29 protein-coding genes and 1 tRNA gene are annotated in these 24,983 nt (G+C 49.1%); 9 read left to right on the top strand and 21 right to left on the bottom strand.

Translation table 11 applies throughout. The annotated features are described in order from the left end of the window. Positions 1–20: 20 nt before the first annotated feature. The 3 genes from AWQ24_RS11340 to tatA are packed head-to-tail and all read right to left on the bottom strand — an operon-like array spanning position 21 to position 1,994. Complete coding sequence (locus AWQ24_RS11340; RefSeq protein WP_198161543.1) at positions 21–812, bottom strand: ABC transporter permease; 792 nt, start codon at positions 810–812, stop codon at positions 21–23. Continuing rightward, on the bottom strand, positions 802–1,779 hold the full coding sequence (locus AWQ24_RS11335) for an ABC transporter ATP-binding protein (protein WP_065716860.1): 978 nt from the start codon (positions 1,777–1,779) through the stop codon (positions 802–804). The genes AWQ24_RS11340 and AWQ24_RS11335 overlap by 11 nt, the downstream gene beginning before the upstream one ends. A gap of 38 nt (positions 1,780–1,817) precedes the next feature. Continuing rightward, positions 1,818–1,994, bottom strand: a complete 177-nt coding sequence (tatA, locus tag AWQ24_RS11330; RefSeq protein ID WP_041443593.1) for a twin-arginine translocase TatA/TatE family subunit — start codon at positions 1,992–1,994, stop codon at positions 1,818–1,820. A 164-nt stretch (positions 1,995–2,158) separates the two neighbouring features. Between tatA and AWQ24_RS11325 the strand changes: the two genes are divergently transcribed. Then, positions 2,159–2,896 (top strand): phycocyanobilin:ferredoxin oxidoreductase, encoded by a 738-nt coding sequence (locus tag AWQ24_RS11325; RefSeq protein WP_065716859.1) that lies wholly within the window; start codon positions 2,159–2,161, stop codon positions 2,894–2,896. A 110-nt stretch (positions 2,897–3,006) separates the two neighbouring features. On the opposite strand, the gene AWQ24_RS11320 is transcribed toward AWQ24_RS11325, so the two are convergent. Next, positions 3,007–3,480: a hypothetical protein gene (locus AWQ24_RS11320; protein WP_065716858.1), complete on the bottom strand. Its 474-nt coding sequence runs from the start codon at positions 3,478–3,480 to the stop codon at positions 3,007–3,009. A 242-nt stretch (positions 3,481–3,722) separates the two neighbouring features. Between AWQ24_RS11320 and AWQ24_RS16725 the strand changes: the two genes are divergently transcribed. Together AWQ24_RS16725 and AWQ24_RS16720 are read left to right on the top strand one after the other, a co-directional pair. Then, positions 3,723–4,106 (top strand): IS5 family transposase, encoded by a 384-nt coding sequence (locus AWQ24_RS16725; RefSeq protein WP_065716158.1) that lies wholly within the window; start codon positions 3,723–3,725, stop codon positions 4,104–4,106. A gap of 23 nt (positions 4,107–4,129) precedes the next feature. Beyond that, on the top strand, positions 4,130–4,543 hold the full coding sequence (locus tag AWQ24_RS16720; RefSeq protein ID WP_315862304.1) for a transposase: 414 nt from the start codon (positions 4,130–4,132) through the stop codon (positions 4,541–4,543). On the opposite strand, the gene AWQ24_RS11305 is transcribed toward AWQ24_RS16720, so the two are convergent. The 7 genes from AWQ24_RS11305 to AWQ24_RS16260 all read right to left on the bottom strand — a co-directional run bounded on the left by AWQ24_RS11305 (position 4,514) and on the right by AWQ24_RS16260 (position 10,549). Continuing rightward, a complete protein-coding gene (locus AWQ24_RS11305; protein ID WP_065716857.1) occupies positions 4,514–4,843 on the bottom strand; it encodes a hypothetical protein in 330 nt (109 codons plus the stop codon). The two genes, AWQ24_RS16720 and AWQ24_RS11305, sit on opposite strands and share 30 nt — an antisense overlap. A gap of 133 nt (positions 4,844–4,976) precedes the next feature. After that, positions 4,977–5,049: transfer RNA gene (locus tag AWQ24_RS11300), tRNA-Arg, on the bottom strand. 31 nt (positions 5,050–5,080) lie between these two features. Beyond that, entirely contained in the window at positions 5,081–6,757 is a 1,677-nt protein-coding gene (locus AWQ24_RS11295; RefSeq protein ID WP_065716856.1) for a hypothetical protein, read from the bottom strand. 75 nt (positions 6,758–6,832) lie between these two features. Continuing rightward, on the bottom strand, positions 6,833–8,527 hold the full coding sequence (locus AWQ24_RS11290; protein WP_065716855.1) for a hypothetical protein: 1,695 nt from the start codon (positions 8,525–8,527) through the stop codon (positions 6,833–6,835). Positions 8,528–8,596: 69 nt separating this feature from the next. Next, positions 8,597–9,574, bottom strand: a complete 978-nt coding sequence (locus AWQ24_RS11285) for an ABC transporter ATP-binding protein (protein WP_065716854.1) — start codon at positions 9,572–9,574, stop codon at positions 8,597–8,599. A gap of 193 nt (positions 9,575–9,767) precedes the next feature. Then, positions 9,768–9,965, bottom strand: coding sequence for a DUF2949 domain-containing protein (locus tag AWQ24_RS11280; protein WP_012307821.1), 198 nt, complete (start codon positions 9,963–9,965; stop codon positions 9,768–9,770). A gap of 446 nt (positions 9,966–10,411) precedes the next feature. Further along, a complete protein-coding gene (locus AWQ24_RS16260; protein WP_157072221.1) occupies positions 10,412–10,549 on the bottom strand; it encodes a hypothetical protein in 138 nt (45 codons plus the stop codon). Between AWQ24_RS16260 and AWQ24_RS11275 the strand changes: the two genes are divergently transcribed. The 4 genes from AWQ24_RS11275 to AWQ24_RS11260 all read left to right on the top strand — a co-directional run bounded on the left by AWQ24_RS11275 (position 10,548) and on the right by AWQ24_RS11260 (position 13,090). Continuing rightward, complete coding sequence (locus AWQ24_RS11275; RefSeq protein WP_012307820.1) at positions 10,548–10,889, top strand: histidine triad nucleotide-binding protein; 342 nt, start codon at positions 10,548–10,550, stop codon at positions 10,887–10,889. The genes AWQ24_RS16260 and AWQ24_RS11275 overlap by 2 nt on opposite strands. Before the next feature lie 49 nt (positions 10,890–10,938). Next, positions 10,939–11,499: a gamma-glutamylcyclotransferase family protein gene (locus tag AWQ24_RS11270; protein WP_041443592.1), complete on the top strand. Its 561-nt coding sequence runs from the start codon at positions 10,939–10,941 to the stop codon at positions 11,497–11,499. A 42-nt stretch (positions 11,500–11,541) separates the two neighbouring features. Continuing rightward, on the top strand, positions 11,542–12,030 hold the full coding sequence (locus AWQ24_RS11265; protein WP_012307817.1) for a thioesterase family protein: 489 nt from the start codon (positions 11,542–11,544) through the stop codon (positions 12,028–12,030). A gap of 73 nt (positions 12,031–12,103) precedes the next feature. After that, complete coding sequence (locus AWQ24_RS11260) at positions 12,104–13,090, top strand: saccharopine dehydrogenase-like oxidoreductase (RefSeq protein WP_065716853.1); 987 nt, start codon at positions 12,104–12,106, stop codon at positions 13,088–13,090. A gap of 57 nt (positions 13,091–13,147) precedes the next feature. On the opposite strand, the gene AWQ24_RS11255 is transcribed toward AWQ24_RS11260, so the two are convergent. The 8 genes from AWQ24_RS11255 to AWQ24_RS11220 all read right to left on the bottom strand — a co-directional run bounded on the left by AWQ24_RS11255 (position 13,148) and on the right by AWQ24_RS11220 (position 20,276). After that, the gene (locus AWQ24_RS11255; protein ID WP_065716852.1) at positions 13,148–13,765 is read right to left on the bottom strand and encodes a HEAT repeat domain-containing protein; all 618 of its coding nucleotides are present in this window, start codon (positions 13,763–13,765) and stop codon (positions 13,148–13,150) included. A gap of 52 nt (positions 13,766–13,817) precedes the next feature. Next, positions 13,818–14,624, bottom strand: coding sequence for a HEAT repeat domain-containing protein (locus AWQ24_RS11250; RefSeq protein ID WP_065716851.1), 807 nt, complete (start codon positions 14,622–14,624; stop codon positions 13,818–13,820). A gap of 136 nt (positions 14,625–14,760) precedes the next feature. Then, positions 14,761–15,003 (bottom strand): phycobilisome linker polypeptide, encoded by a 243-nt coding sequence (locus tag AWQ24_RS11245; protein ID WP_012307811.1) that lies wholly within the window; start codon positions 15,001–15,003, stop codon positions 14,761–14,763. A gap of 178 nt (positions 15,004–15,181) precedes the next feature. After that, positions 15,182–16,054, bottom strand: a complete 873-nt coding sequence (locus AWQ24_RS11240; protein ID WP_012307810.1) for a phycobilisome linker polypeptide — start codon at positions 16,052–16,054, stop codon at positions 15,182–15,184. Positions 16,055–16,172: 118 nt separating this feature from the next. Beyond that, complete coding sequence (gene cpcA, locus AWQ24_RS11235) at positions 16,173–16,661, bottom strand: phycocyanin subunit alpha (protein WP_012307809.1); 489 nt, start codon at positions 16,659–16,661, stop codon at positions 16,173–16,175. A 105-nt stretch (positions 16,662–16,766) separates the two neighbouring features. After that, on the bottom strand, positions 16,767–17,285 hold the full coding sequence (locus tag AWQ24_RS11230; protein WP_062435379.1) for a phycocyanin subunit beta: 519 nt from the start codon (positions 17,283–17,285) through the stop codon (positions 16,767–16,769). A 744-nt stretch (positions 17,286–18,029) separates the two neighbouring features. Next, positions 18,030–19,559 carry an ammonium transporter gene (locus AWQ24_RS11225; protein ID WP_041443948.1) on the bottom strand — a complete coding sequence of 510 codons (1,530 nt, stop codon included), beginning with the start codon at positions 19,557–19,559 and terminating at the stop codon, positions 18,030–18,032. 474 nt (positions 19,560–20,033) lie between these two features. Further along, positions 20,034–20,276, bottom strand: coding sequence for a 2Fe-2S iron-sulfur cluster-binding protein (locus tag AWQ24_RS11220; protein ID WP_012307806.1), 243 nt, complete (start codon positions 20,274–20,276; stop codon positions 20,034–20,036). Positions 20,277–20,502: 226 nt separating this feature from the next. Here AWQ24_RS11220 and hemL point away from each other — a divergent pair, with 226 nt between their 5' ends. Beyond that, positions 20,503–21,801, top strand: a complete 1,299-nt coding sequence (hemL, locus tag AWQ24_RS11215) for a glutamate-1-semialdehyde 2,1-aminomutase (protein WP_065716850.1) — start codon at positions 20,503–20,505, stop codon at positions 21,799–21,801. A gap of 129 nt (positions 21,802–21,930) precedes the next feature. Beyond that, positions 21,931–23,193 carry a pentapeptide repeat-containing protein gene (locus AWQ24_RS11210; protein ID WP_065716849.1) on the top strand — a complete coding sequence of 421 codons (1,263 nt, stop codon included), beginning with the start codon at positions 21,931–21,933 and terminating at the stop codon, positions 23,191–23,193. A 21-nt stretch (positions 23,194–23,214) separates the two neighbouring features. Here the strand turns inward: AWQ24_RS11210 and AWQ24_RS11205 are convergent, their stop codons facing one another. Together AWQ24_RS11205 and trpD are read right to left on the bottom strand one after the other, a co-directional pair. Beyond that, positions 23,215–23,817 carry a hypothetical protein gene (locus AWQ24_RS11205; RefSeq protein ID WP_065716848.1) on the bottom strand — a complete coding sequence of 201 codons (603 nt, stop codon included), beginning with the start codon at positions 23,815–23,817 and terminating at the stop codon, positions 23,215–23,217. A gap of 122 nt (positions 23,818–23,939) precedes the next feature. Continuing rightward, a complete protein-coding gene (trpD, locus tag AWQ24_RS11200) occupies positions 23,940–24,974 on the bottom strand; it encodes an anthranilate phosphoribosyltransferase (RefSeq protein ID WP_065711117.1) in 1,035 nt (344 codons plus the stop codon). Positions 24,975–24,983: the final 9 nt, after the last annotated feature.

Here is a 24,983-nt window from a genome sequence, read left to right as displayed (position 1 = left end):
TTAACAATATCAAGAAACCATCAACGCCGTGCCCAGCGCAAAGCTTCAATGGATTGAGCCGTGAGGACAACCCCCAGAATGCTATAGCTGAGGAGTAAGACCAGGCTACTGCTATCGAAAATTCCCTCGAGGAAATTGTTGTAATGCTTCAGTAAAGAGAGATGTTTGAGGCCATTGCCCAACGGCCCCGACAGGTGATCGCCCAGCATATCTAACAGCCATAACATCAGCACTAGGGTAAAGGTCAAGACCGCCGCAATCAGGGAACTGTCTGTGAGAGACGACACGAACATCCCCAAAGATAAAATAGCGGCCACCAAGAGCAACAAGCCCAAATGCGCTAAAAGAAAAAGACTGAGGGGAAAAGCTGGGGCTGCATTCACTAAGACGATTAGTTCCCACAGCACCATGGGCAGGAACAGTACCGAAAAAAACGTTACGACTCCCAACAATTTGCCCACTGCCACCGCCCAGTTCGTCACCGGAGAAGTCGCTAAAAGTTCCAAAGTGCCCTGTTTGCGTTCTTCAGCATAGAGACCCATGGAGAGCAACGGCAACAGAAACAAGACTAAAATGCCCAGGATGCCCCAAAAAGCCTGGAGAAATTCTGTGGCTACATCAATGGGAGGTAAGGCAACGCCCATCTGTTCTTGGGTCGCGACAAAGGTGACAATCCCCTGGGGGCCAATCAGGAGCGTTAGGAAAAAAAATCCTCCCAAAAACCACAGCAACGTCGCAAAAATATAGGCAAGGGGAGCCGTAAAGTAGCTCTGTAGTTCCCGGCGAAAAATCGCCACAATGTTATTCAGCATCAGCATGGAGTTGTTCAGACATCGGATCGTTCGCCTCAGCGTCTAATAATTCTAAAAAAACGTCCTCAAGGCTGGGGCGCAGTCGTTGCATTTCATAGAGACCGACCCCTGCATTGACAAGGATTCTGGCAATGTCTTTGCCCCATTCGGGATTGTCCGCAGTGGTGATCCGGAGGCGGGGACGCCGGGGATTCATTGGTGCTAAAGATTCGATATGAATAACACCAGATAAGGGATCGAGGAGACGTTGGATTTGCGCTAGTTCGCCGTCGGTCTCTAGTTCGTAACCGTGGTAATTGAGGAAATGATTCTGGAGATTGTGGGGGGTATCGGTGGCGACGAGGTGGCCTTGGTTAATCATTACCACCCGGTCACAGGTGAGACTGACTTCTGAGAGGAGATGGGTGGATAGCAAAATAGTGCGATCGCCGCCTAAGGATTTAATCAGGTGCCGCACTTCGATCATCTGGGCGGGATCTAAACCAACGGTGGGTTCATCGAGAATGATCACCGGGGGGTCATGGACGATCGCCTGGGCAATGCCGACCCGTTGCCGATATCCCTTAGACAGATTACGGATGTGGTGGTTGGCTTTGGTTTGTAATTGGCACTGGGCGAGGGCAGCTTGGATTTTGTGGGGGCGATCGCCAGCACTGACCCCTTTGAGCTGTGCGACAAAATTGAGATAGCCAGCCACGGTCATATTGGGATAGAGGGGCGGATTTTCCGGGAGATAGCCCAGGTGTCGCCGCACTGCCATGGATTCTGTGTGGACATCGTAGCCCGCAATTTTCGCGGTTCCCGTTGTCGCGGGTAGATAGGCGCTGAGAATGCGGAGGGTCGTGGTTTTCCCTGCGCCGTTTGGCCCCAAGAAACCGACAATTTCCCCTGTTTCTACCCGAAAACTGAGATCGGCGATCGCCTCTGTTTGGCCATAGGTTTTGCCAAGCTGCTCAACTTCAATCATGGTGCACTAAAAATTTCGCCAACCCCAAATAACTGAGCCTAACGTTGGTCGGAGTCAAGATAATCCTCTTCCGTCTCTGGAGTTTCCATTTCTTCTTTGAAGCCCCGCAGAGTTTTTCCTAGGGCACTGCCCACTTCAGGGATTTTCTTGGGGCCAAAGATCAACACCACCACCCCTAAAATAATCAAAACTTCAGGCCAACCTAAGCCGAACATGGGCGTACCCCTTACAAACATTAATTTATGGGACAATTGTGCCGCATTTGCGGCGGTTCCAGTATATCTTTGGTTCTAAATTCTGGGTCTGGGTCACCGCTCGCGTTACCCAAGCGACTTTAGAACATTGTTTTAAACCACTTTTTAAGATTTCTTTTTAGCCCATGACTGCCCCTGCAACCAAGCCAAAATTTTATCCCCTCATCGAACAGCTCGCTGGTGTCATCCTCGAAACCTGGCATCAACACTTAGATCTAGAACCCTTTACCCTGCCGGAGGGCCTCGGCTACATCGAAGGGAAATTAGAAGGGGAACGGCTCACCATCGAAAATACCTGCTACCAGAGCCAGCACTTCCGCAAAATGCACCTGGAAATGGCCAAAGTGGGGGCAAACCTCGATATTCTCCATTGTGTGATGTTTCCCCGCGCGGAATATGCTCTACCAATGTTTGGCTGTGATTTAGTCGGTAATCCCCGTGGTGTGAGTGCGGCGATCGCCGATTTATCTCCGACCAGCGCCGATAAAACTTTGTCTACGGCTTACCAAACACGACTACGACAAAATCAAGGCAACTTAGACTTTTCCCAGCCCCGTGATCTCCCGGAATGGGGCGCAATTTTTTCAGAATTTTGCCTCTTTATTCGTCCCAGCAATCCCAGCGAAGAACAGCAGTTTTTGGAACGGGTGCGAGAATTTCTCACGATTCATTGTCAGTTGGCCCTGGGTTTAGAAAAGCTTTCTCCGGCTGAACAGGCTATTTATCTGGCTGGACAACGGCACTATTGCCAAGAACAGCAGCGTAATGACAAAACGCGGCGTGTTTTAGAAAAAGCCTTTAATCCTGACTGGGCCGAGCGCTATATGAGCCAGGTGCTGTTTGATATCCCTAACTCCATATAGTGATGGGATCCGGTTGAGCAACGGAAACTTCAGGCTACGTCTGAACCAGTTTAAAGAAATGCTTATTGTCTGCATTCAGTATTAAGCTTGCCATTGCAGTTCACATGCTTCTATTTCACAGACGTAGTTCGACTTGTGCCGTATATCAAGGAAATCACTATTCCTTCCACTAAAACGACGATAACCCAGAAGAGTAATTCGAGAAGAACAAGAGGGACAGGCTCATGAAACATGTTAAATGGCACATGAAACTCAAAATATAATGCCATTAGCGCCCATAAAATCGCAGCAAATGCAGCACCACGCTTGATTTTATCTTTGGGTAAGGAGGGTTCTATATATGTAAAAACTAATCCATGGACAATGCCAATAACTGCAGCAATGGCCATATATTGAGATCCGTTGGTGAACATTAGAGGCAATGGTTCTATCTCAAAAAGAACGGCAATTAATTTTTCACTCTGAATCTCCGGATTAAAGAGAATTGATTGACCAATCTGGAAAAATAAAAGATTGCTGACGATGTTGGCGATAACAAAAGCAATAGCTCCAGAAAATCCACCCCGTATCAGTTTGAATCGCATAAGAGAAGTTTTTTTTGTTGTCTATAACGCTAGAACAAATAACCTTATCTTTGAACCCATGATAATACTCTGGTTGATATCAGGCGTTTTCCAAAATGAGCAATAATGAGCAATTTTTAATTACCACAACACCGGTCAATACCTAAGAGGGTATTTATAAAGTAAAGATAAAAAAGATGAAAATTGGAAAAGATAGAGGCTAGATTGGTTGGTAACTGAGCGTTGTGGTGAGGCTTTGACCCATGACAGATAAAGTCTATCCTAGCGACCTGAGCGATGCAGAATGGGCCTTAATCCAACCCTTGATTCCCCCCGCCAAACCCGGTGGTCATCCTCGGACTACTGACATGAGACGGGTTTGCAATGGTATCTTCTATCTCCTCAAAACAGGCTGTCAGTGGCAATATTTACCAAAGGATTTCCCGCCCTCCCCAACGGTGTACTACTACTATCGAAAATGGCAAAGGAAAGGGGTATGGGAAAGCATTAACCATGCTCTGCGCGGCCTATGTCGACAACAAGTAGGTAAATCAGTACAACCAAGTGTGTTAATCGTAGATGCTCAGTCGATAAAAACGACGGAAAAAAGGGGGAGGTATTTGGCTTCCATGGAGGCAAAAGAGTAAAGGGAAGATGCCGGGGCCTGTTGGTGGATAGCTTAGGTCTGGTCTATAAAGCCATGGTGGCAGAGGGGAATGCCTCAGAACGAACCTTAGCAAAGGCGGCGGTGATGGAGTTATTAGAAACACAGCCAAAGTTGTTAGAGAGAGTGAAATTAATGTGGGTCGACGCCGGATATCGTGGCGAGGTCTTTGGACTGGGGATTTGGCTGATGATACAGGCGACAGTAGAAGTAATCAAAAGAGAGGGGCGAGAATTTCAGATGCTACCAAAACGGTGGATTGTGGAGCGAACATTTGGGTGGTTGAATTGGTATCGTCGTCTGAGTAAGGAATATGAAAAATTCCCCGAAGTATCGGAGGCGGCAATTTATGCTTTGCATGACTCGCTTAATGCTACGGCGATTGGTTACCTAAAGATTTACTTTATAGATAGGCTCTAAGCTATCAAGGATCAAATCACTCACGGCATTGGCCACCGCAAATTCGCCGTAAAACGATTCTTTAAAATTAAATGAGCGCATTTCTGTGACGATGGCAATCACGAGGGAACCAAGGTCATTTTCCCCTTCGAGACGTTGACGCACATAAATTTCCCGGGCGCGATTGGCAATTTTTTCGTTGGCCGGTTCTGGTAAAAACTCCGTATCAAGCCAATGCTGCAGGGATTTTTCTAACCATTGTCCCTCAATGGCGGGATCAGTAATCGGTGGTAAGGTGATCGGCGGAATCGGTTCAGCCATATAAATTGCAAAAAAGGTGCACAGTAGCGGATTGACCCTCAGTATATCAATTTCCCTTAGACCTGGGGGCCTTTAAGAAAAACGACCTGCACCTTACGGAAGACAAGTCGTTAATGTTTTTTCTTTTTTTTCACGAGCACGGAGGGATTCGAACCCCCGACCCTCAGAACCGGAATCTGATGCTCTATCCACTGAGCCACGTGCCCATACAGGAATACAAGAATAACATGTTTTAGATCATTCGGTAGGGGTCGGCTGAAAAGTTTTCAGGTCGGATTGTCCGAGACGTTGGATCTGTTGTTGCAGTCCCCAAAGACAGCCGAGAATCATGCCCCACTGGGCGATCGCACTCCAGATCACCATACTGGGCACCGCCATGGCAACGGCACTGAGGGGAAACGCCGAAAAGAGGCCGAAGGTAATGGGCAAGGTAAAGCGTCCATGGAAGACCATGAAGAGGATAAAAGGGACAACACTAGGCCCGATGACGGCAACGCCGAACCAAATAGCTCGTTTTTGACGACGGAGAAAGATCCATTGGGTTAAAACTGCTAGAAGGAAAAGACAACTTCCCTGGAGCCCTAAACCTGTGATCACCAACAATTTTTGGCTGGGCATGGAGGATAGGAGGACAATGGCCATTTGGTAGCCCGTGGTGAGGAGCAACATCAAGGCGATCGCCCCTAGGGCTGGAGATCGATCCTCCCTGAAAAAAGACCATTTAAACCGTCGGTGAGCAACATCCTGGTGCCGAAATCTTGCCCAATCTTGTACCCGCTGCCGGGTCGGTGTTAACAAAAGAATTAGCCCCAACATTACCACCCAATAGAAGCCTTGTAGGGTTTGAAAATTGGCAAACAGACGTTCGGGGCGATCGCCAGCCCAAACAAACCCAGTCATAAAAATCGTGCTGCTAATGGCGACCCCGCAACCCATGGCTTTCGTGATCATCGTGGCCTGGGGATCATAAAAACGCCGCCGAATCCCTTGCCAAGCCAAGGCCCCTAAAAGAGCATAATGGATCGCCATAAACCCAAGGCCCCCCAGCCTGATCACCCAAAGGGAAGAGCCGTACCATTGGGTCTGAAACCAGTTGTGGGGTGAAAAATAACCGATGGTTTCCGGGGCGAGAGAATTCTGGTCAACGAGGTAATAAAAGACATTACCTGGATAAAATAGCCGCACCCAATCAAAGGGGGTATAGCTGGGAAAATTATCCTCAAAGCAAGCCACAGACATCCCAAAGAGATAGAGACCAAGACCACCACTATAGAGCCAGGTATGAAAGCCTCCCAGCAGTTCGCGCCCCACGAAACTCCATAGAACCGCCCCCGTAAAGGCAGTGAAACAAGCGGCGATCGCCACCCCATAAAGCACCATTAGCCAACCCAGAGCAATGCCACCTTGAAAACCGAGCCACAGGTGCCAGGACAGGACAAAAGCTAAACCAACATAAATCAGGCTAGGCACTCCCAACAGCTTCCCGAGCAAAATTTTTGAGACGGGTTGGGGACTGAGGCGCACAAAACCCAGGGTGCCCCGTTGTTCTTCCTTCGCGATATCGGCCCCAATTAAATGGGTACCAACCACCAGGAGAATCCCCAGGGCCACTAGGGTCAGGGCGACAAACAGGTCAAAATGCCATAACTGCCAGTTGATCAGCCAGTCGTTGCCATCCCTCAAACATTGATAGGTAGACCGCCAGTAGTCATCTTCCGGGCCGGTACAGTAACGGTTGTAGGGTTGATCAACCAGGGCATTGGGCAATTCTCCCAGGTAGAAAAGATAAAGCAGGCATTGGGTAAAGCAAGCAAGACCAAAGGCGATCGCCACATTTTTACGGGTGAAGCGGCCTTTTAATTCCCGAAAAAGTTGGGGATTCCAATCACCGAGGGGGTTGAGGATTCTATCCATGGTTGATACCTGGGATTATAGTTCTTAGCAAGGGAGAAGCATTTTCGACCGACGAGACTTCAGGTAATTTAGGGATTAATCTGCTGGGGTCAGGGTTTGCTTTAGCTCTGAGGTGCCAAGCTGCTGAATCCGGCGACCCACAACCCGATGCAGCACGGCGATCGCCCCCATTTGGCCCAAAATGGTGAGAAAAATGCTGGCTAAACTGGCGTTTTCAGTGGCGACCATCGGGATAATTGTCCAGAACCAAGGGGCCGCCTGCAATTCTGGGTTAACGCCATTAATACCGAGGAAAATGAAGGGCAAGATCACCCCACTGGTGACGAGAATCGTGGCGCCAACGCCTTGCCGCTTGCCTTTTTTCAGAAGTACCCGCTGGGCCACAACACAAAGTAGAACAACTATTAAGCCCTGCATCACCACCCCAAGCGCAAAGGAGATTTTGTAGGGAGAAGCGACAATCACAGCCACAGCCAAGGCGATCGCCCCGGTGACAATGGCAACATTCACCATCACCGCACCAATGGCAGGACTTCGTTCCCCAAAGAACCAATCTTGCCATTCTCCTTTTTGGTAACGGCTCCAATCTTGGAGGGACTGGAATGACGGCGAAAGCACCGCCATCAGCGTAAATAAGTAACAACTACCGGCGAGGGAAAGCAGCAGAAAATTAAACAACCAGTCGTTATGATCAGCGATCGCCCCCAGGGGAGATTGCACCGTAAAGCCAAGCCCAAAAATGGTAAGCAACGCCGTTAGGCTATAACTTTGTTTCTTGCTAAGGAGGGTGCCATTGAGATAATGAAATTTCCGGCGGAACGCTTGGAGAAACCAGTAGATCCCTACTCCGTAAAGCAACAGATAAATCAGAGCGGTGATCGCCCCATTCTCCCAAAGATAAACCCGGAAAAAGGAAACATCGGCGAGGCTGTCATAGTTAAACGTGAGCAGTTGTTCCGCGGCGGCACTGGCTTGACCCAAATACACCAACATGTGCAGCGGATTAAACAAATTGACGCCATCCATGAGATTGCCGACGTGGCTATTTTCCTGGAGGAGAAACGTCGTGCTCCCCATCATTAAGTAAAAAAGTCCCCCTGTCGCTAACCAAGCTTTCAGGGCCGGTTGGGTCGGATTCACCAGACTATACAATGCCGCACCACTATAGAAAAAGCCGTAACTGGCCGTGATCACCCCGTAGAAGAGAAAAATCAACGGTAAAGGAATGCCTCCCCTGAGCCCAGCCCAAAAGTGTAAGGGAAAAACCAAGGCCAGACCGACATAAATGAGACTGGGAACCCCTAAAATCTTGCCAATGGCGATCGCCTGGGCCGACTGGGGACTCAATTTGACAAAGTTTAATGTGCCTGCCTTTTGCTCTTTGCCCAAATCTTGGATTAGTAAATAAACGCCCCCTAGCAGCGCCACGAAAAATCCCACCACACTGAGGGTAATAAATAGGTCAGTCCACCACAGGGGCCAATTTAGGTTCAAATTTCCCGCCGCATCAGCCACACAAAAGTTTTGGCTATGGATTAAATGGCTCTTGGGATCAAAGTCTGCCGGGGCGCGACCAATGCAGTAATGGTTGGTGGTGCTAATCCCAGCACTGGGGAGGGCGATTCTCAGACTTAAATAAAATATTCCCTGCGTGAAAAAAGAGGCGATCGCCACTAAACTGAGGGCTTTTTTAGACAGTCGGCCTTTTAGCTCCCGAAAAAGTTGTGGATTCCAGTCACCGATGCGGTCTAGCCATTGATGAAAAACCATGATGTTTTGGAGATGGAGATCAATAAACGATTAAAAAATGTGGGCAAACATAAATTCAAGCGACCACTGCTAGGTTGTTTGTTGGTGGCCCAGCTTCAGGAAGATGCTTTCTAGATCCTCCGTTTTGCCATAAAACTCAGACACTGGAATTCCCGCGGCAATGAGATCCTTTAAAAGTGCCGTGCTTTCTGCGGGAGTTCCCGCAAATTCTACTTGCAAACGATTGGGGGCGCAGCTTTCCCAACCCCGAACCAGGGGCTGCTGCTTTAGTTCCCCCACGAGTCCGTCTAGGTTATCCAGGGTACTAACCACTAAATATTGCCGGGAAAGCCGCTGGTACAAATCCTCTAGGGAGGTACTCTCGACGAGATAACCCAATTCCATAATGCCCACAGAAGAACAGAGTTCTGCCAAATCACTGAGGACATGGGAGGAGATCAGGATGGTCATGCCAGCTTCCTGGAGCACCTTAATAATTTCACGAAATTGCATCCGCGCAATGGGATCTAAACCCGATACCGGCTCATCTAGGAGCAATAGGAGGGGTTCGTGAATAATGGTGCGGGCCAGGCTGAGCCGTTGTTTCATCCCCCGGGAAAGGGTGGCGATCTTGTCGTCCCGCTTGTGGGTAAGTTGCACCAGTTCTAGGACTTCGCTTAAACGACGCCGACGACGGGGTTGGTGGAGAATATAAAGGCGCGCGAAGTAGTCCAGATAATCCCAAACATTGAGGTCATCGTAGAGGGGAAAATCATCGGGGAGATAGCCGAGGCGTTGCTTCAGGTGAGGATTGCTGTCGTCCCGCAGGAGGCGATCGCCATGGATATAAATTTCGCCGAGGGTGGGTTCCTCTGCCGTTGCCAACATCCGAATTAATGTGGTTTTCCCAGCACCATTGGGGCCAATCAAGCCGTACACTTCCCCCGGTTGTACCTGAAGTTCCACATCACTCACAGCCACCTGTCGGTCAAACTGTTTCGTCAAATTAAAGGTGGCGATCGCCATTTGGTCAATGATCGGCGAAGAGGTCGATTGTGCAGCAAGCATAGGCCCTTAAATTCTCAACCTAATTTGCCCCTAGCTTAACCACAGTTAACCGCCGCTGCCCTGGGCCGTTACAAAATTGAAACAGCATCTCCCCAAGGGTTTTTTCACTAAAAAGCAGGCCCCACTCGTGCGAGAACCTGCATCACGTATCATCCGTTGTGATTGGGTCAATCCAATTCAGCTTGAATTCTTTTTACGCTGTCTCCAGCCATTCATAAATGCGGTCTAACTGCTCTAGGGTCACCAGGCCATACTGCCACAGCACCATGGGTAAAGGATGATGGGCAGAGGTATTACTCCGATGGCGTTCCATCACAGAAATAGATTCCCCAGGGATAGCCAGTTCTTCTTGCAGGAAGTGAATAAATTTTGAGTAGGTGATCGGCGTCATATATGGTTTTGCGCTCCATAACTTATGGAAATTTCACTAATACTTAGCGGTGAGGGAGAGGAGGATATGCGTTGACTGGGGTGAGGGGAAAATTGAAATTATCCTAAAGGACTTTGAGACAAACAAACATTATCTTAAAGGTGAATTTTTGATAAGTCTGTAGTAGAGATCACAAGGGGTTAGATTTCGCCTAGGGAGATGGGAACTCAGCGAAAAAAAGGTGATCCACGCTCTGCTCATCAATACTCCAGCCTTTATAAGTTTCCCCGATTATAGGGAGTGTTTTTCCCTTGTGGTGTGCTGTTTCTGTTTTTGCAACCCCAGATTGGTTAGGATAAAAAGAACCAAATTTCACCGGCAAACCTAGAGGCCCTATTTAGGTCGATGGTGAACGAAAAAGTGGAACTGATAAGGTTAAGGCCCATATCCTACTGTGCTTTTTTGCATTAAGCAAGAATCTTAATATCTTTTTCGGTTTGTTTGCGGTAGCGGGGATTTGCTTCACTGAACTTAATACTCAAGCGCCCCAGGCGAGCAACCCGATAAAATAACTCCCCAGAGACTTTCACAAGGCGATAGCCCATGAGCGATACGATTTTTGGCAAAATTATTCGGCGAGAAATTCCGGCGGATATTGTCTATGAGGACGATCTAGCCCTGGCTTTCCGTGATGTCAACCCCCAAGCCCCTGTGCATATCTTGGTGATTCCCAAAAAGCCAATTCCCATGCTGACAGCGGCCGATGATACAGATCAAGCGCTTTTGGGTCATTTATTATTGACCGTTAAAAAGATTGCCCGCCAGGAAAACCTCGATAAAGGCTACCGTGTCGTGATTAATACCGGTGAAGATGGGGGCCAAACGGTATTCCATCTCCATCTGCATCTCCTCGGCGATCGCCCCCTAGCTTGGCCTCCTGGCTAAATCCTTGTAGCGTAAACCCCAGGCTTTTATTCCCTTGAGGTAGCGGCCCATGTCCTTTGACCCTTCTGCGCCCCCTTTCCAAACCCACACAGCGTCCCAACCCCGCACCATCACCCACACAGACAGGGCTTTCTATTATTTCGCCTATGGGTCTTGTATGTGTCCCGTCGATTTGGCCCGCACCATCGAGGAGGATGCCCACCAATTTGTTGTGGGTCGGGGCATTTTACAGAATTATCGTCTGGCGTTTAATCGTCTTTCTCCCAAACGCAAAAGCTGTGGTGTTTTGGATGTGGTGCCCCACGCAGGCAGTCATGTGGAAGGCGTTCTCTACCATTTGCCCTGGCGAGTCAGTGAAAAGCTCGATCTGCGGGAGGAAGTCCCCACCAATGGTTATCGCCAAACCCAAGTGACCGTTGAATGCCAAGGCCAGCGGTTCCCCTCGGTGCGTACCTACGTCGTCGTTAATAAAACGCCCCAGGAAGTTCCCCCAGACGATTGGTATTTTTATATTGTGATGCGGGGGGCAATGACCGCTGGCCTTTCCCGCGACTATTCTTGGCGATTGTTTAACCACATGAAACGTCTCCAACGGGGTCAGACCCTTTAAAATTTTTGATGCTGTGTGCTTAGGAAGAAGGATTGATATTTTATGGTTGCCCCTAAACAAGAAGAACTCCCCACAACGGCGATCGCCCGTTCCCCGGCCTTACATGCCACCAGTGAACCCTGGTTTGACTATCCAATTACGGTTTATCCCCATCACACCGATTATGCTGGCGTCGTTTGGCACGGCACCTATATTAAATGGCTAGAGGAAGCCCGGATCGCCTGTCTCCAATCCATTGGCCTTGACTATGCCGATCTGGTTCAACTGGGTTGCGAATTACCCGTGATCGCCCTATCAACCCGCTACCATAGTTTTCTGAAGATGGGAATGACCGCGATTATCAAAACCCGCATGCAAGAAATGAAAGGCGTCCGCATGGAGTGGGACTACCGCATTGAATCCCCAGACGGACAAGAACTGTACTTCACCGGTCAAGTGACCCTGGTTAGCGTTGACCGAGAAAAAGGCAAAATTATGCGCCAATTGCCACCCGCCGTGGAAGAAGTCTTCAAGAAAATTCGTGGGATTTAAGGCCATTTCTGCCGATAATAGACAGTCTATGCTGGACTAACAGACAAAATTTTGACGTTTATCGAAAATCACTATGAGTAATATTATTCGCGTGGGTGTCCTGGGCTTTGGGGGCCTCGGTCAAGCTGCAGCCCGATTACTAGCTCCAAAATCAGAAATGCGCCTCGTCGCCGCTGCTGACCATAAAGGTTATATCTATAACCCTGAAGGTCTCGATACCCAAGCCTGCATCAGCACCTACAACCAGCAGGGTTCCGTGGGTCATGTGCCAGAATATGGCGTCCTCAGTCAAAACAGTATTGCCGATCTGATCGCTAATGCTCAAGTGGATGGTTTTTTCCTCGCTCTGCCGAACTTGCCCAACACGTTTATGGCTGATGTGACCCGGCAATTTATTGCTTCTGGTTGGCAAGGGGTGTTGGTGGATGCCCTGAAGCGCACCAGTGCCATGGAACAAATCCTCTCCCTCAAGGACGAGGTGAAAAACGCAGGTATTACCTACATGACGGGTTGCGGCGCGACGCCTGGTTTGTTGACGGCGGCGGCGGCGATCGCGGCCCAAAGCTATGCAGAGGTTCACAGCGTTAAAATCACCTTCGGGGTGGGCATTGCAAATTGGGAAGCTTACCGGGCGACCATCCGGGAAGATATTGCCCACATGCCTGGTTATGATGTGGACAAAGCGCGGGCCATGAGCGATGCAGAGGTTGAAGCCCTGTTGGATGAAACCAATGGCATTATTTCCCTCGAAAATATGGAACATGCCGATGATCTCATGCTGGAATTGGCCGGGATTTGTTCCCGTGATCAAGTTAGTGTCGGTGGTGTGGTAGATACGCGCAATCAAAAAAAACCCCTCAGCACCAATGTGCAATTGACGGGCCGTACCTTTGAAGGCAAGATTGCAACCCATACGTTCACCCTTGGGGATGAAACTAGCATGGCCGCCAATGTTTGTGGCCCCGCTTTCGGTTACCTCAAAACGGGGGTTTGGTTGCAAAAGCAAGGTTTAACAGGCATCTTCACGGCGGCGGATATGATGCCCCAATTTGTGAAGTAGTTTCGCTTGGAGAATGACATTCCCACAAATCCTCCTGGGTCAGGGGGATTTTTTTGCTTAGGGAAAACTCAGAATTGCTTTTTGGATTCGGGCACGGATCGCGGCTTCTGGTTCTGTGGTGAGAAATTCGGTGAGTTTGTTTTTGATAACGGTTTTTTTAGCTTCTGGAATGGCTTGCGACAAACCCTCTAGTCCGGCGATCGCCCCATAGCGAACCACCCATTCTCCGTCTTCAAGGGCCAGGAATAGACAGTCACAGACCTTTTGCTGCTGCACTTCTCGCTCAGAATCTGGCACTTTATGCCATTGAATATTTCCTAACCCTTTGGCCGCAGAGCGCCGCACACTAAAGGCAAAATCCTTATTCGCCGCCTCAATTAGCAAGTCTAAGGCTCTGGGGTCACCAATCCCGGCAAAGATCCGTAGCATCCATGCCCGCGCCCCGTAGTTATAGCCATCGACATTTTCGAGGAGGTAGGGCACAACGGCCTCGCCAATATTGATCAAACCATTGACCGCCGCGACGGCCGCCCCCGGATTATTAAATTTCAGCACGTCTACTAGAGTTGGAATAGCTTGTTCATCTTTTGTTGCGGCGAGTTGCGCCACATTTTTGACCAGGTCTTGGGCTGAGGTGGGGTTGTTAACGGCACGAATTAAAACGTCGACGGTCATGGGTTCAAAAATTAGCGATCGCAAAAAATGTAGGGATTTGGTTTAAAGGTTCCTAGAGCAGACTATCCATTAATTCGAGCAATTGTAAACCGTCCGCATCGAGGGTTGCGGCTGTCCGTTGTAAATGGGATTCGAGAATGCCCTTGAGGGAAATTAACTTTAAGCTATTTTCGGCATAGGCTTTGGCGATCGCCTGACCCGCCGGAACATAGCCGATAGCACCCAAATCTAACAGCGCAGACCGTCGTAACTGTAGCTGGTTACCATTCAGGGCTTCCATTAACTGTTCAGCGTAATGGGCTTCTTGGGTCAGTTGATATAAGGCCCGTAGTGCTGCGTAGCGAATTTTTGCGAATTCATGATCTAAAAATGGCTCAATCTCGGCGATCGCCGCCGTGGCACCAATCGTCCCTAACGCCTCAATCACCGCTTCATAGGGCTGCACTAAATGGGGTTTGCCCTCAGCCTTGATTGCCGCTGCAACCCCTCCTGCAAGTAGCGCTTGTAACGCAGGAATTGCCTGCCGATCTCCCAACATCTCCAACGATTGGGCCGCCGACTCCCGCACATAATAATCAGGACTTTCTAAACTCTCAATTAACGGTTGCACCGCTGCCGGATTACCCAGCTTGCCCAACGCCTTTGCTGCGTTCCGACGTAGGGGATAACCTCCATCCGGCGACCGATCCGTCTCATCTTTTAACGCTGCTAGCAACGCATTTACGGCCCGCTCATCCTGCACTCGGAACTTGCCAAACCACCAAGCCGCATAATAGCGTTTACCTGTATCTTCCGTTTGTTGGATATTGGCGATCGCCTCCTCTAGGGTCCAGGCCTCAGCCATCTGCCAGTCCGACATAAATTCTCCTTTAAATAGCCCCCACAACAAGTCGGAGCAACAGCACTAAAACCAAAGCACTGCTACCCCGTCTAGAAAAAATATTCAAAACAACAATGTTATTAAGCTTATTCAGCGACAGAAAGAAACAACAAAATTATTCCTCGTCAGAAGCAGTCGCACCCGTATAAGGTTTAATCGAAACAATCTTGCCGCCTAGACGCAAAATCCGTTGCATCTCTTGATTCATCCGAGCATAGGGCACATTGATAAAAACACTACCACTGCGACGAAAGGCGTATTCTTGATTGTCTGTTTCTTCTGTTTGGCGCAGCCCTTGCACTTCGTAGGTAAAAACACGCGAAGCCGCTTCCGTTCCATTCGCAAATTGACTCAACATGGTTCTTTCTTGGAACTCCGTAAAAGATTTATGTACAATAAACGCTTAAGGTAAAGTCGCCAAAACCAGGCACAAAATCGAGAAGCTTAGACCCCCTCTCAAATTTTGTCCCTGATTTTCATCAATTACCCACTCCGGTAACAACTTAGAGATCACGCGAAAACGAGACCTCTAACCTTTACTGGCCAGCAGGTGAAATACTGGCGACTCTACCGCCCATCCGCTGAATTTCTTGCAGCTTCTGAGACAGACGAGATACCGGTACGAAGAAAACGCGACTGCTACGGCGAATCCGAGGATAACGGGGCGTAGACAACGCAGCAACTTCAACCCGGACAACTTGGTCATCCGCACTCAAGCCAGTGGAACCACCAAGGGATTGACCAGGATGATAATCATCAGCCGCAGACCGGAAAGCCCAACCTTCGTTAACACCAGAAGGCCCAACCACCGCAGAGGTAGTATTACGAGCGAGCTCTTGGGCTAAGCGAGAAGCATTCCCCGCAATCTGAGCGCGATCGCTGTTGGCATAACCCCGTTGCAGACTAAACATCCGGGTAAAACCAACGGTACGATGTCCAGTTTGAACAACATAACTACGGATGTAGGGCACAATGTTGTCCCCGAAGTTTTCCGTATATTCAGCGCTATCAATGTAAGAATTGATATCAGCTTCAAACCCTTCATTTTGATAGCGATCGAGGTGCTCAATCACCTCTGCTTCATCGTAGGGAGCCCGACCCAACAAGTGCTTGAAGTTCAGTTCAATCACACGGGTTTGGAAATTGTTGTATAAAAACTTTTCTTTATATAGCTCAGACTGGGCCACAGCACGGACAAAATCCCGCACAGAAATAAACCCATTCGTGAACAAAGATTCCGCAGCTGTTAAACGCTCAGAAGACATGACATAGTCATTGCCTAAAACCTGGCGATAAACGGCGCGGATGACGGTTTGTGCATCATCTCGAGAATAGTTAGCGCGCAGTTCGACGGGTGATTGGTCAAACGCAGCGGTTCCCAAGCGAGAGGCAGCGACAGTAACTGGCATTTGCCTAATACTCCTTGTTAAACCAATGTTTTTAGATAGAGCAAGACCCGGAGAAGTAAGTAGAACCCAACACTTAAGCTGAAAACCACTTACCCATCCGGGCCTAGACTAAGCAAAATTAGCTGAGGGCGTTAATTGCGTAGTCGATGTAGTTGTTAGTTTCAGTAGCAGCATCGCCAGTCAAACCATGGTTTGCTTTGATGTGCTTGAGAGCTTCAACATACCAGCTGGGAGAAAGATCGAAAGTACGGTTGATTTCGTCAACACCAGCGATGAGGTACTCATCCATGGGGCCAGTACCACCAGCAACTAGGCAGTAGGTAACCATGCGGAGGTAGTAACCGATGTCACGAGCACACTTGTCTTTACCGCGCTGGTCAGCAGCGAAGTTGTTGCCAGGAGTGCTTGTGGTGTAGGGGAACTTGCTGTAAACCGCTTGAGCAGCACCATTAACGAGGGTGTCAGCTTTTGCAGTCAACGTTTGAGCCGCTTCAAGGGCGAAAGCACCTTGACGAAGACGACCATAGAGGTATTGGAGCTCAGTGTTGCTGAGGAAACGGCCTTGAGAATCAGCGAGTGCTACTGCTTCGGTAAGAGGGGTTTTCATTGTCAGATTATCTCCCTATGGATTATCAATAATTTTCTTTAAAAGGGCGCCTTACGGTATCAGTAAGACTTAAAACGAAAAATGTCAGAGTTGAATTAAAAAAGATTATTCAACAGCTTTTGCAGCAGTTTCGAAGTAGAGTTCGATTTCCTGTTGGAGAGAGCTGCAGTCACCGGGAGTTACACCAGCGGGATCCATAACAATCGCTACAGCAGCTTTACCCATTGCACGTACACCAGCAGCAACGGAAGCACCGGGAACACCAAGCGCAACGTAGGTTTCACGGAGGCCATTGAGGCAGCGGTCGTTGAGTACAGACGCATCACCAGTGAAGGTTGCGTAGGTTACATAACGGAGGATGATTTCCATGTCGCGAAGACAAGCAGCCATGCGACGGTTGGTGTAAGCATTTCCACCGGGAGCGATGAGTTGGGGCTGGTCAGCGAAGAGTTGACGAGCAGCGTTGGTAACGATGGAAGACGCATTGTTGGTCATGCGGCTTACGGCATCAGAACGCTTGGTACCTTCGGCAACAACTTTTTTGAGAGCTTCGAGCTTGTCGCTAGAAATGAACTCACCTCGGGCATCAGCCTGAGAAACAACCCGGGTAAAAATATCAAACATGTTTTTATCTCCTACTTATATTTTGATGAGTGGGATTTATTTTGTGCGGTTTGCTTACTAACAAGAGTGAAGCAAGTGCTGAGGGGCTCTCTTGCTGAAAACAAAATCCTAGAGTCGATAAAAGGTTTTGTTTTCGAGTTGGAAACTTAATCCCCAAAGCCAATTAAGAGTGTCAGCTATTTTTGCTTGTTTTTCACCTTGGCATTTAAGAAACTTTACATTCATTGAATTTTTCAGATTCTCAAAGTTGCCAGATAAAGTTCATGCTAGTTCCTTGGAACCTATGGGGTTTCTAAGGAGTACTGCGAGTGACTCTTAATCTTAGGTAAATGTTATACAACGTCTGTCGGCATTTAAACATTACATCTTGTAAAAAGATCTGTCACAAAACTTCATGTTTATAGGCGATCGCCGCTAATTTTCTCAGGGAGTGCTTGGGCTAGACAGAAGAAGAGTAGGGCATTTGCAGGGTTGAGCAGAGCCGTTTTTCAGTGGACTCCCCCTAAGGTTAGATCTCTGAATTTCCAAAATTTCACAGAAAATCAACTCAGGAAACCAAGCGGAAAGACCGGATTAATGAGTCGATATACTTAGGGACTTTCCTTCTCTAGGTCAGACTTTTTGAGCGGCTTAAGTATTGATTGGGTAACGTAACAAAATGTGAACTCACATAAAAAACCTCCCTTGGGTAAGGAAGGTTAGGAAAAATTTCTTTAAATTGTTTTAAGGATTTCCTGGGAGGATTTATCCTTCGGTTTCGGAACCAGTGGCAGTCCCTCGGAAGATAACATCGGACTCTTTAACAAAGCCACTGTAAGCTTCCATGCCGTGCTCACCAATGTCGAGACCCCGGAGTTCCTCGTCTTTTTCGACGCGAATTCCACCAAGGACTGCCGATAAGGCATACCAAACAATGAAGCTGAAGGCGACGGTAAAGCCACCAATGGATAGGATACCGACGATTTGAGCAATCAGCTGTTGGATGCCACCGCCAGTGAATAAACCTCCATCCATCTTGAACAGACCAACGGCAAGAGTTCCCCAGATACCGCAGACGAGGTGTACAGAGGTCGCACCAACGGGGTCATCGATTTTAATAGCATCGAAGAAGGCCACAGAGAAAACCACGAGTACACCGGCGATCGCCCCGATGATCACAGCAGAAAAGAAACTGACGCCATCACAACCGGCCGTAATCCCAACGAGACCAGCCAAAATACCGTTAATAATCATAGATAGGTCTGGCTTCCCATCTTTGATCCAAGAGGTTGCGGTTGCGGTGATTCCCCCAGCTGCAGCCGAAAGGTTTGTAGTGATTGCGATGTAAGGCACCGCAGCATCTGCTGCCAATTGAGAACCGGGGTTAAAACCAAACCAGCCAATCCAAAGAATTAGACAGCCTAAGGTCGCAATACTCATGTTGTGACCAGGGATGGCATGGACTTGACCATCACGGTATTTGCCGAGGCGAGGCCCGACTACTGCAGCACCCACAAGGGCAGCCCAACCACCAACGGAGTGAACAATGGTTGAACCAGCAAAATCATGGAAACCAAATAAAGCAGCCCCTTCTTCATCCACACCGAGGAAAGGAAGTGCAGACAGCCATTCGCCATCCCACTGCCAGTGACCTGTAATGGGATAGGAAATCGCCACTAAAAGGAAGCTGAAAATCAAGAAAGCGTCGAATTTAATCCTCTCAGCGACAGCCCCAGAGACGATGGTGGCAGCGGTGGCGGCGAAGGCAACCTGGAACAGGAAGGAGACACTTTCCGGTACGAACTGAAGAATTTGAACTGTTTCACCATCAATAACTTCTTCGATGTACCATTCACTACCATCTCCACTGTAGGGAATACTACTACCGTTGAAGAAAAAGCCCTTCAGACCGATAAAAGTATTTCCATCGCCATACATAAAGGCATAACCAACCGCCCAATAAGCAATGGTGGCAACGGCGAAGACGATCAAGTTCTTGGAGAGGATATTGACCGCATTTTTTTGACGACAAAAACCAGCTTCAAGCATTCCGAACCCTGCATTCATGAAAATAACAAGGACGGACGCAATCAACAGGAAGATCGTGTCTAGGATAATTTGGACTTGACCTGCGGCATCGACGGCGTCGGATTGTGCCATTGCTGCAGTCCCCCAAACGACGGTGATAATCGCCGCTAAGGGAATACAGGCAAGCCAGGCAGGGGAGAAATGACGGGAGAGCTGACGGGCAAAGCGAAGCACCACACTGTTATCTGTTGTGTGGGGAGACCGCATGTCTTCCCGTGCCCATCCACGTTGTTGAAAAGTTGACTTAGGCATTAGTTTGAGATGTTGTTTAGGCATTCACTCAATGGAATAACACAGGCAAAATTCGCTAATGGTAGCAGAAGTAACCTTTTGAAAAGCCATCAACGAAAGTTGCCGAAAAATCATCTATGGTCTGAAGCTGCACCAAGCTCGGCCTGGCACCTAAGGGCCTTAAAGTTTTCATGGTGATGGGATTTGGGGTTTTCACCATTGAGGACTTGCTGACATTTATTCAGAGCAAAGATGTTTTCAAAAAATCAAATCCCAACGCAAGTTTAAGGACTGATTGCGGTTATTCTAAGGCACCCTGGTTTTTAAAATGTTTACCACTAACATTCTGTATAAAATGATACGCTTCAGACAGATTAAAGGGAGAACTAGAATGGCTCTAACCCTTACGACACAGGCTTTTTGGAAGGTCTGTTCTAAGACTGCTGCAATTTACCAAACGGGGTCACTGAAGAGATGAATGGTGATCTCAGGGCGATCGCCAGGGATGCCACTAATGCAAGCACAGAGATTTGTACCATCGTCTAATTCCACTTCGCAAGCATGGCATGAGCCCATCAAGCAGCCTGTGGGGATCGCAACCCCAGCCCGCCGTGCTACTTCGATCATCGGTTCCCCTGCGGTGGCGGTGACGGTAACATCATTGGGCATAAAGTGAACGGCGATCGCGGACATAAAAGCGTAAAACTCCAGGAGTTGAAGACAATAAACTAAACTAGGAAATCCCCACTAACCACAGGCGAAAAGAATTCCAGCGGAAAACATTTTAGGGACCGTTACTGCGTAAAATGATAATCCGTTATAATGGCTCCCTGCATTGGGATGCTTTCCACAAAGCCATCAGAGCCACTCATTTTAACAAAAATAAGCTTTAAGAAAATTTGCGACAAGGAGAAAACGTTTGGTGACTACAGCCTTAAACACAACCAAATCCGAAGAGATTTTTAGTGCCGCCCAAAAGCTGATGCCTGGTGGTGTTAGTTCCCCGGTGCGGGCCTTTAAATCCGTTGGCGGACAGCCCATTGTTTTTGATCGCGTCAAAGGCTCCCGCGTTTGGGACGTCGATGGCAACGAGTACATTGACTATGTGGGCACTTGGGGGCCAGCCATCTGCGGCCATGCCAATGATGAAGTTAATGCAGCACTCCGGGAAACCCTCGAAAAAGGAACAAGCTTTGGTGCCCCTTGCCTCAAAGAAAATATCTTGGCTGAAATGGTGATCAATGCAGTTCCCAGCATTGAAATGGTGCGCTTTGTGAATTCCGGTACGGAAGCTTGCATGTCGGTGTTACGTTTGATGCGAGCTTTCACGGGGCGAGAAAAAATCATCAAATTTGAAGGTTGCTACCACGGCCATGCTGATATGTTCCTGGTGCAGGCCGGATCTGGGGTGGCAACCCTCGGTTTACCTGATTCTCCTGGTGTGCCCAAAACCACCACTGCCGCCACATTGACTGCCCCTTATAACGACCTTGAAGCGGTCAAAAAAATATTCGCAGAAAATCCCGGTGAAATTGCCGGGGTGATCCTAGAGCCTGTGGTCGGTAATTCTGGGTTTGTGGTTCCCGATGCCGGTTTCCTCGAAGGATTGCGGGAAATTACCAAAGAACATGACGCCTTACTGGTTTTTGATGAGGTGATGACGGGCTTCCGAATTTCCTATGGTGGTGCCCAAGAAAAATTTGGGGTAACACCGGATCTCACCACTCTGGGTAAAGTGATTGGTGGGGGGCTGCCTGTAGGAGCCTATGGTGGCCGCAAAGACATTATGTCCATGGTGGCTCCGGCGGGGCCGATGTACCAAGCAGGCACCCTCTCAGGGAACCCCTTGGCGATGACAGCGGGCATTAAAACCCTTGAATTACTCCAACGTCCTGGTATGTACGGGCAATTGGAAACCATCACGAAAAAGTTAATTGATGGCTTGTTGAGCATTGCCCGGGAAGCGGGTCATGAAGTCACGGGTGGTAACATCAGTGGTATGTTCGGCATGTTTTTCACGGGAGAACCTGTCCGTAATTACGAAGATGCGAAGAAATCGGACTTACACAAGTTCAGCCGCTATCACCGTGGGATGTTGGAACAGGGAATTTATCTCGCCCCCTCTCAGTTTGAGGCTGGTTTTACCTCCCTTGCCCACACCGATGAAGATATTGAAAAAACCTTGGCCGCAGCTAAAGTGGTCTTGAATAATCTCTAAAGCCTAAATTTCGGTTCTATTTTTGAGATATAGCGTTCCCTCTTTCTGTCACGAAAGGGGGAATTTTTCTGGGAATCGCGAGGGGATGAATCCGCTACAATTGCTTAAAAATTCTGTTTTCAGGGGTTTATGAGCCAAGGGAAACCAAATTTATCGCCTGAGGGGACTGAGCTTGAAGGAAAGTCTCCCGAATCTGAATTAACAACGGCCTCGGAGCAGGCGGGATCTCAACCGGTAAAAATTCCACCACCCCGTTCGGATTTGGCGGCACGGCACTTTTATCTGCGCAAAATTGATCCTGGTAGTCCTTGGCTCATTTCAACGGCGATCGCCGTGACGATGTTGGGGTTATTAAGCCATTGGCTTTGGCTCGGACTATCCGGCACCCTCGTCACCCTCTTACTCTCGCTGCGGATTATTTTGCCTTCCCTGAAAAATTGGCTAGGGACTTTTTTGACCCCCGAAGAACGTCGCACCCTCATTGGCGTAGTGGCTTTTGTGGTGGCGATCGCCAGTTTGTTGAGATTTCTCGGTTTTTATCGATTGGTGAGCCATTGGCTCAACCAGATTGTCTGGGATGAATTTGGCTCCTGGGCGGACTGGGTAGGGGCTTTGGGGCAAATTATGATCGCTGTGCTGGCCGTCTATGTCGCCTGGGAACAATACGTTATCTCCCGTGATTTGACCATCCAACAAAACCGCATTACCCAGCAGCAAACCATTGACACCTATTTCCAAGGGATTTCTGATCTCGCCCTGAACGAAGAAGGACTTTTAGAAGACTGGCCCCAAGAAAGGGCGATCGCCGAAGGGAGAACCGCCGCCATTTTGAGCAGTGTTGATGCTGGTGGGAAAGCAAAAATTCTGCGATTTCTTTCCCAATCCCGATTTTTGACCCCCCTAAAGCGGGATGGTCGTTTGGGACGCGCAATCCTCGATGGCACGGGTAGCTATGCCGAAGACCGAGAATGGGGCGTCCGCGTGATCGATTTAGGGGTAATGCTGGCAGGGGCAAATCTCGCCAACATGGATCTGCGCTGGACAGAGCTCAGTGAAGCCAATTTAGTCCGGGCGAACTTACAAAACTGCGACCTAGTCCGGGCAAATCTTTCTCGCACCATTTTGGTGGATGCAAATCTGCGGCTGGCGGACGTGAAAGGCACAATTTTCTTTTATGGCCCCTTTGAAACGGCGAGTCCCCGCATTAAAGCAAAGTTACCCAACTACCGCACTGGCGAATATACGGGGGCTGTGGTGGAAAATGTTGACTTTACAGGGACAAAACGCATGGGAGAAGAGCTACGTTATTATTGCTGCGCCTGGTGCGGCGAAAAAAGTCGGGCCACGGTTCCTGGGGGCTGTGAGGGAATTCCAAATAAGTTGGGCCGTTAAATTAGCCGTAAAAGTAACTGTCTAACTCGTTTCCGCTTTAACCCAGAGGGCTAAGCCACCGCCACGACCACGGGCCGCAATCACATCGGGGGAGACGTAAAAGTAACTGAAAAAGGCCTGTTTCCCAATGGTTGTTGCGTAAAAATCTTGCCTGGCCGTTTCGCCGCCCCGGATTTGGCCCCGATAAAGCCTCAAACCACTCAAGCTTACGGTGAGTTGGGTAAAGTCAAAAGCCAGTAGCCGCTTCTGAGCCTGAAATTTCACTGGGCCAGTTAAGGATAAATGCAGTGGCCCCAAGTGAACGTTGTTAGTAACGCTGCCCTGCTGCCAGGGCGTTGTTGAGTCTTGATCCGTCAGAGCGTCATAGGCGATCGCCACCGTGACCCACTGGGGTAAATAGCGTCCCTGACCCAGCACTTTTCCCGCTTGTTTTTGGGCTTTTTTGGTGCCCGTAATAAAGGTGAGCTGCCAGGTACCCAAGAGAGAAACAAAAGGATAAGTCCGCTTCTCCCGTTTGGCCGTTTTTTCCAGGCCAAGCAACTGTGCCGTGAGGGCCTCTGGGGTGGGTCGCCGCTGCGAATTCAAAAGAACAGCACGGGTCAAAATGTCGGCTTGGGCAGTCATAAAAAAAGGGGATTCATCCTTGGTGTATGGTTTTCTGGTGAAAATTTATCCAGTGAAAATTTAACTGTGGTAGTCACAACCGTTGGGCGCTAGATTTTCCAGGGCGGCGATCGCCATGGAGATTATTTTAAGAAATTGACTAAGGTCTGGAGTTTGTCCCAAGCTGCCCCGCTAGCCATCACTGTCTGGGCTTTTTGGACGCCCGCGAGATGATCCCCCCAAGGCACCACTTCCGCCACCTGGAGCGCCAACCCCGCATTCAAAGCCACCGCATCCCGTTGAGCCTGGGTTCCTTTCCCCTGGAGAATATTCGTTAAAATCTCTTGGTTTACAGGCACATCGCCGCCCTTCAACGCTTGCAAGGAAACAGGCGTTAAACCCAAAGTGACGGGATCTAAAACGCTAGTTGTGACTGCACCACCATTCACAAGGGCCAAATCCGTTTTATCTCCAAGGCCCGCTTCATCTAAGCCTTCCCGACCATGGAGCACCATCGCCTTAGGGGTTCCCAGTTGATTGAGCGCTTGGGCCATCCGTTCAATAAACTGCGAATCATAAACACCAATAATCTGGCCTGTGGGCTGGAGGGGATTAACCAACGGCCCCAACAGATTAAACACTGTACGAATCTTGAGTTCGCGGCGGATCGGGGCCACACTTTTCATCGCCGGATGCCAGCCAGGGGCAAATAGGAACGTAATGCCCACCGCATCAAGGGCCCCATGAACTTTTTCCGTAGGAGCGCCAAGGTTGACCCCTAGGGCTTCTAAAACATCCGCAGAGCCGACTTTGCTCGAAGCTGAGCGATTACCATGTTTGGCAACTTTCACCCCAGCGGCTGCCGTCACGAAGGCCACCGCCGTCGAAATATTAAAGGTAGAAGAACCATCTCCCCCGGTGCCGCAGGTATCAATCACCGGTTGCCCGTGGCTTAACAGCTGTTGCTGTCGGGATTGGGCTTTGAGGACTTGGGCCATCCCCGTCAGCTCATCAGCCGAAACCCCCTTTGTTTGTAGGGCCGCAAGTATAGCTCCAGACAGGGCTGGGGAAATCGCCTCTTGTAGCCAACCTTCCATGAGTTGAGAGGCTTGGGTTTGGCTTAGGGATTCGCCATTGATGAGTTGTTGGAGGAGAGCAGACCAATTTGGAGTTGTCATAGATTCGAG

Origin of the sequence: Picosynechococcus sp. PCC 8807, from assembly GCF_001693295.1 — a bacterium.
GTDB lineage: Bacteria > Cyanobacteriota > Cyanobacteriia > Cyanobacteriales > MRBY01 > MRBY01.
The sequence above is the reverse complement of the archived record's forward strand: the minus strand, read 5'-3'. Positions and strand labels throughout refer to the sequence as shown.

Excerpts from the sequence above, each read along its gene's own strand:
- AWQ24_RS11340 (WP_198161543.1), bottom strand. The coding sequence starts at position 812 with ATGCTGAATAACATTGTGGCGATTTTTCGCCGGGAACTACAGAGCTAC.
- AWQ24_RS11335 (WP_065716860.1), bottom strand. The coding sequence starts at position 1,779 with ATGATTGAAGTTGAGCAGCTTGGCAAAACCTATGGCCAAACAGAGGCG.
- tatA (WP_041443593.1), bottom strand. The coding sequence starts at position 1,994 with ATGTTCGGCTTAGGTTGGCCTGAAGTTTTGATTATTTTAGGGGTGGTG.
- AWQ24_RS11325 (WP_065716859.1), top strand. The coding sequence starts at position 2,159 with ATGACTGCCCCTGCAACCAAGCCAAAATTTTATCCCCTCATCGAACAG.
- AWQ24_RS11320 (WP_065716858.1), bottom strand. The coding sequence starts at position 3,480 with ATGCGATTCAAACTGATACGGGGTGGATTTTCTGGAGCTATTGCTTTT.
- AWQ24_RS16725 (WP_065716158.1), top strand. The coding sequence starts at position 3,723 with ATGACAGATAAAGTCTATCCTAGCGACCTGAGCGATGCAGAATGGGCC.
- AWQ24_RS11305 (WP_065716857.1), bottom strand. The coding sequence starts at position 4,843 with ATGGCTGAACCGATTCCGCCGATCACCTTACCACCGATTACTGATCCC.
- AWQ24_RS11295 (WP_065716856.1), bottom strand. The coding sequence starts at position 6,757 with ATGGATAGAATCCTCAACCCCCTCGGTGATTGGAATCCCCAACTTTTT.
- AWQ24_RS11290 (WP_065716855.1), bottom strand. The coding sequence starts at position 8,527 with ATGGTTTTTCATCAATGGCTAGACCGCATCGGTGACTGGAATCCACAA.
- AWQ24_RS11285 (WP_065716854.1), bottom strand. The coding sequence starts at position 9,574 with ATGCTTGCTGCACAATCGACCTCTTCGCCGATCATTGACCAAATGGCG.
- AWQ24_RS11280 (WP_012307821.1), bottom strand. The coding sequence starts at position 9,965 with ATGACGCCGATCACCTACTCAAAATTTATTCACTTCCTGCAAGAAGAA.
- AWQ24_RS11275 (WP_012307820.1), top strand. The coding sequence starts at position 10,548 with ATGAGCGATACGATTTTTGGCAAAATTATTCGGCGAGAAATTCCGGCG.
- AWQ24_RS16260 (WP_157072221.1), bottom strand. The coding sequence starts at position 10,549 with ATGGGCTATCGCCTTGTGAAAGTCTCTGGGGAGTTATTTTATCGGGTT.
- AWQ24_RS11270 (WP_041443592.1), top strand. The coding sequence starts at position 10,939 with ATGTCCTTTGACCCTTCTGCGCCCCCTTTCCAAACCCACACAGCGTCC.
- AWQ24_RS11265 (WP_012307817.1), top strand. The coding sequence starts at position 11,542 with ATGGTTGCCCCTAAACAAGAAGAACTCCCCACAACGGCGATCGCCCGT.
- AWQ24_RS11260 (WP_065716853.1), top strand. The coding sequence starts at position 12,104 with ATGAGTAATATTATTCGCGTGGGTGTCCTGGGCTTTGGGGGCCTCGGT.
- AWQ24_RS11255 (WP_065716852.1), bottom strand. The coding sequence starts at position 13,765 with ATGACCGTCGACGTTTTAATTCGTGCCGTTAACAACCCCACCTCAGCC.
- AWQ24_RS11250 (WP_065716851.1), bottom strand. The coding sequence starts at position 14,624 with ATGTCGGACTGGCAGATGGCTGAGGCCTGGACCCTAGAGGAGGCGATC.
- AWQ24_RS11245 (WP_012307811.1), bottom strand. The coding sequence starts at position 15,003 with ATGTTGAGTCAATTTGCGAATGGAACGGAAGCGGCTTCGCGTGTTTTT.
- AWQ24_RS11240 (WP_012307810.1), bottom strand. The coding sequence starts at position 16,054 with ATGCCAGTTACTGTCGCTGCCTCTCGCTTGGGAACCGCTGCGTTTGAC.
- cpcA (WP_012307809.1), bottom strand. The coding sequence starts at position 16,661 with ATGAAAACCCCTCTTACCGAAGCAGTAGCACTCGCTGATTCTCAAGGC.
- AWQ24_RS11230 (WP_062435379.1), bottom strand. The coding sequence starts at position 17,285 with ATGTTTGATATTTTTACCCGGGTTGTTTCTCAGGCTGATGCCCGAGGT.
- AWQ24_RS11225 (WP_041443948.1), bottom strand. The coding sequence starts at position 19,559 with ATGCGGTCTCCCCACACAACAGATAACAGTGTGGTGCTTCGCTTTGCC.
- AWQ24_RS11220 (WP_012307806.1), bottom strand. The coding sequence starts at position 20,276 with ATGTCCGCGATCGCCGTTCACTTTATGCCCAATGATGTTACCGTCACC.
- AWQ24_RS11210 (WP_065716849.1), top strand. The coding sequence starts at position 21,931 with ATGAGCCAAGGGAAACCAAATTTATCGCCTGAGGGGACTGAGCTTGAA.
- AWQ24_RS11205 (WP_065716848.1), bottom strand. The coding sequence starts at position 23,817 with ATGACTGCCCAAGCCGACATTTTGACCCGTGCTGTTCTTTTGAATTCG.
- trpD (WP_065711117.1), bottom strand. The coding sequence starts at position 24,974 with ATGACAACTCCAAATTGGTCTGCTCTCCTCCAACAACTCATCAATGGC.